This is a genomic window from Halalkalibacterium ligniniphilum (assembly GCF_000334155.1).
Taxonomy (GTDB): domain Bacteria; phylum Bacillota; class Bacilli; order Bacillales; family Bacillaceae_D; genus Halalkalibacterium; species Halalkalibacterium ligniniphilum.
In genome coordinates this window covers 1-3,331 of record NZ_ANNK01000150.1, presented here as the reverse complement: position 1 = coordinate 3,331, position 3,331 = coordinate 1, and the positions used below count along the sequence as shown (strand labels likewise).

Annotated in this window: 4 protein-coding genes and 7 tRNA genes; 1 reads left to right on the top strand and 10 read right to left on the bottom strand. The window is 40.0% G+C overall.

All coding sequences use genetic code 11. From position 1 onward, the window contains the following. Position 1: 1 nt before the first annotated feature. The 7 genes from BLT_RS0118500 to BLT_RS0118470 form a co-directional block, all read right to left on the bottom strand. Positions 2-74 (bottom strand) — tRNA-Lys (locus tag BLT_RS0118500). Positions 75-83: 9 nt separating this feature from the next. Further along, positions 84-154, bottom strand: a tRNA-Gly gene (locus tag BLT_RS0118495). 64 nt (positions 155-218) lie between these two features. Next, positions 219-290, bottom strand: a tRNA-Gln gene (locus tag BLT_RS0118490). Between the two features lie 11 nt (positions 291-301). Further along, positions 302-386, bottom strand: a tRNA-Tyr gene (locus BLT_RS0118485). 28 nt (positions 387-414) lie between these two features. Next, positions 415-487 (bottom strand) — tRNA-Thr (locus BLT_RS0118480). A 3-nt stretch (positions 488-490) separates the two neighbouring features. Beyond that, positions 491-566: transfer RNA gene (locus BLT_RS0118475), tRNA-Val, on the bottom strand. A 1-nt stretch (position 567) separates the two neighbouring features. Beyond that, positions 568-642, bottom strand: a tRNA-Glu gene (locus tag BLT_RS0118470). Positions 643-885: 243 nt separating this feature from the next. Here BLT_RS0118470 and BLT_RS0118465 point away from each other — a divergent pair. Next, positions 886-1,095, top strand: coding sequence for a hypothetical protein (locus BLT_RS0118465; protein WP_017729222.1), 210 nt, complete (start codon positions 886-888; stop codon positions 1,093-1,095). A 59-nt stretch (positions 1,096-1,154) separates the two neighbouring features. On the opposite strand, the gene BLT_RS0118460 is transcribed toward BLT_RS0118465, so the two are convergent. The 3 genes from BLT_RS0118460 to BLT_RS0118450 form a co-directional block, all read right to left on the bottom strand. After that, positions 1,155-1,583 (bottom strand): hypothetical protein, encoded by a 429-nt coding sequence (locus tag BLT_RS0118460; RefSeq protein ID WP_017729221.1) that lies wholly within the window; start codon positions 1,581-1,583, stop codon positions 1,155-1,157. Positions 1,584-2,394: 811 nt separating this feature from the next. Further along, a complete protein-coding gene (locus BLT_RS22790; RefSeq protein WP_017729220.1) occupies positions 2,395-2,559 on the bottom strand; it encodes a YjcZ family sporulation protein in 165 nt (54 codons plus the stop codon). Between the two features lie 205 nt (positions 2,560-2,764). After that, complete coding sequence (locus BLT_RS0118450; protein ID WP_017729219.1) at positions 2,765-2,965, bottom strand: hypothetical protein; 201 nt, start codon at positions 2,963-2,965, stop codon at positions 2,765-2,767. Positions 2,966-3,331: the final 366 nt, after the last annotated feature.

Below are 3,331 nucleotides of genomic sequence, written 5' to 3'. Positions count from 1 at the left end.
GTGAGCCATGAAGGACTCGAACCTTCGACCCTCTGATTAAAAGTCAGATGCTCTACCAACTGAGCTAATGGCTCTAAAAAAAAAGCGGGTGATGAGAATCGAACTCACATCATCAGCTTGGAAGGCTGAGGTTTTACCACTAAACTACACCCGCATGTCACCTAGCCACATGGGAGAATCACTCTCATTTTGCGGCTAAGCGGTGTTTTGCTTTTGTACTGGGCTAGCTGGATTCGAACCAACGCATGACGGAGTCAAAGTCCGTTGCCTTACCGCTTGGCTATAGCCCAACAAATCGAAATGGTGGAGGGGGACGGATTCGAACCGCCGAACCCTGAGGGAGCGGATTTACAGTCCGCCGCGTTTAGCCACTTCGCTACCCCTCCATCCTGCAAATCTTCGTAAAATAAAGGATGCCGGCCAGAGGACTTGAACCCCCAACCTACTGATTACAAGTCAGTTGCTCTACCAATTGAGCTAGACCGGCATATGGTGGAGGATGACGGGATCGAACCGCCGACCCCCTGCTTGTAAGGCAGGTGCTCTCCCAGCTGAGCTAATCCTCCATGGTGACCCGTACGGGATTCGAACCCGTGTTACCGCCGTGAAAGGGCGGTGTCTTAACCGCTTGACCAACGGGCCAGCATTCTTTAACCACTACTCTTGTTTGTCCTAATTCTTGCTGACAAAAAGTATTATATAAAATATCATTCAAGAGCGCAACCCTTTTTTCGCATTTTTCCATATGAGTTGTGTTGCTTGTTGTTTTTCTCCCCTGCCTAATTAAGTTCGATATCCTTTCTCGTTACATCTGCATTATTATCTTGCATTTTTCTTACAATTTCCTTACGATAAAAAAGAGAATATACGTTCGGGGTGAAGAAGATGAATAAGAAACGTGAGAACCTACCGGGGCATTATGAAGAAGAAATTTTAAAGCTAATTGAGACAGTCAGATATCGCGCCAGACAGGATACTGCCATGCAAATCGCCGAGCGCATGCTTGATTATGGAATCGATTTGCAGCTCGTCGGTACAATAACTGGGTTATCTCGTACTGAGCTCTTGTCTGCCAGCGAGAAAACAAATCATTAATCTAAAGATCTTTTCCTACACATAAAATAAAAAACAACGGAGGAGATTTCCGTTGTTTTTTATTGATGATATTCAGCTAATCCGATAACTAACAATGCTTGATACTCTTCCTCTGTTAACCGGTCTTTGTATTTTTCGTACAATGCTCTTTGCTCATCTGCCGTTAAACCTCCCTGAGCCTGAAGTGCAATGTCTCTTATTTCCCCAACACTAAATTTGCTCAGAACAACCTTTAATGCTTCCTCTTTCGTAGTAAACGGAAGATCCTGCTTGTTCACCTCACCAGCTTGAGCTGATAGCCCATCGACCAGCTCTTTGATTGCGGGGTCGGTCAACAATTCATCCACTGTATCCTCTGTGAGAACGTCCGTTGTAATTTGCTCCATCACTTTCTCAGAAGCAGCATCGATAAAAAATTGATAGCCCACATACAAAACAACCGCAAGGAAACCTATCACAATAAACGAACCGATAAAAAATTTTTTCAAAAGCAATCCACCTACTTTTTTCTCTTTCTTACTTAAATAGTATAACAAATAGACAAACGATTTCGGGAAGAGAAATGGTGGAAGCAACTGCACCTTCAAATTATTAAATAAACGTTTGTTTAAAGTATTTGATATCTACTTGTTACTCATGCTAGACAGGAGTTCATATGTCAACGCTAGTAGCGGGAAAGCTTCTTCTCTTTCTCAACCTGTAAACCAGCTCCGCCCTTTTTCAAAAAAAGTGAGGCATTGAATACAGACTCACTTTTCTCACTGTAATCGTTAACGTTCTAATCATCAACTAGTAAGATGGATGAAAAAAGAAGTCTAGATTATTAAGGATGTAAGTGATACTGAAAAGGTCTACTGTTTCCAGAGTCCATTCGTAGAGGAACCATTAACATCAAGTACTTATATGAATAGTGTGAAGGGACTGTCAAATTATAAAGAGAAACCCTTATTGAAATATAAGCTTTTGTTCCAGAAGTTTCTTTCTTTTATAGATGATTGATGCATTCTGAACGACTTATATATTGGCAAATCATTAGCAAGATTGTATAACGGAAAGAAACAAGCAAACAAAGAAAGAAAGCCCTCCTATAAGAGAGCTTTTAATCTCAGCCTTATTTGTGATATTTTTTCAAAGCAGTCAGCTCGAGCGCCTAGCCGCTCGAGGTTACTTCAGCCAGTGAAAGTCCGCCTAAAATCTAACAACACGTTGACAGGCTTCCAGTACTTGTCGCGGTTGAACAAGACGCTTTCGCTTTTTGCTTACTTTTACAAGGCAACTTCGCTTCCTAGAAACTTCTTTCTAGTAGTCATGATCTCTCATCATCGCAGCCCCGACGATAATTAACAAAATGAACAAAACAACGATTAAAGCAAATCCGTCACATTTGCGTTGACCGTAACCAGCAGCTGGTGCATATTGACCAGCAACTGGTCCGCCATAACCATATCCATAATCGTGACCCATAATACAGCCTCCTCCCGTTAAGAAGTTCATTACCTCATGCTTATTAGTCCATGATGAAAGATAAAAGTAAAAGATTTAACCATTCAATACCTTTCAAATGAGGACTAAGTTATTTTATGAACAAAGGTAAAAAGTGAATGTGCTTCTAGCGGAATGTTAGATAAAACGATCGAATTCATTAGGGGCTGATTTGATATTGTTTTACTTAAAAAATACGTCTTCTAAAGCGGAATGAAAAAATAGATGCAATTAAGAAAAAAGGAATAAATATTCGTCTAAAAAAACGGTCACGAATAAACATTCCTCGAGTTTGATTGACCCCATCTATTGACCCTCTATACACTCTACCATCATGATCACGCACCTCAACCTCATGCCCATAGTGTTGCATAATTAAATTGTGCACCTGTATACCTCCTTTCTTGAGAATCGTTTGTTAACTGATAGAAGGTAAGCTTACTAAACGAGTACCTTCCATGAACATTGCTACATAGCAATATCCAATAGTAAAATATGTATAATTTTGAGAACGGAGTAGACAAACACATCGACTGAGCATTAAAATCCACTCTTGTATATAAAAAGAAGATTTTTGGATACAAGATTTCAGAATATAGCAGGATGTTTGTTCAATTTTTCATAAAGCCTTTCGCATACATGCAGGAGTGAAGAAAAAATTCATACTATAGAAAAGGAGACGATTTGCGTTAGTCGTTGTCCTTTTCTTCGATCATATCTATCTTAAAGGTTTGCAAAATCAGTAATTAAAAAT

Excerpts from the sequence above, each read along its gene's own strand:
- BLT_RS0118465 (WP_017729222.1), top strand. The coding sequence starts at position 886 with ATGAATAAGAAACGTGAGAACCTACCGGGGCATTATGAAGAAGAAATT.
- BLT_RS22790 (WP_017729220.1), bottom strand. The coding sequence starts at position 2,559 with ATGGGTCACGATTATGGATATGGTTATGGCGGACCAGTTGCTGGTCAA.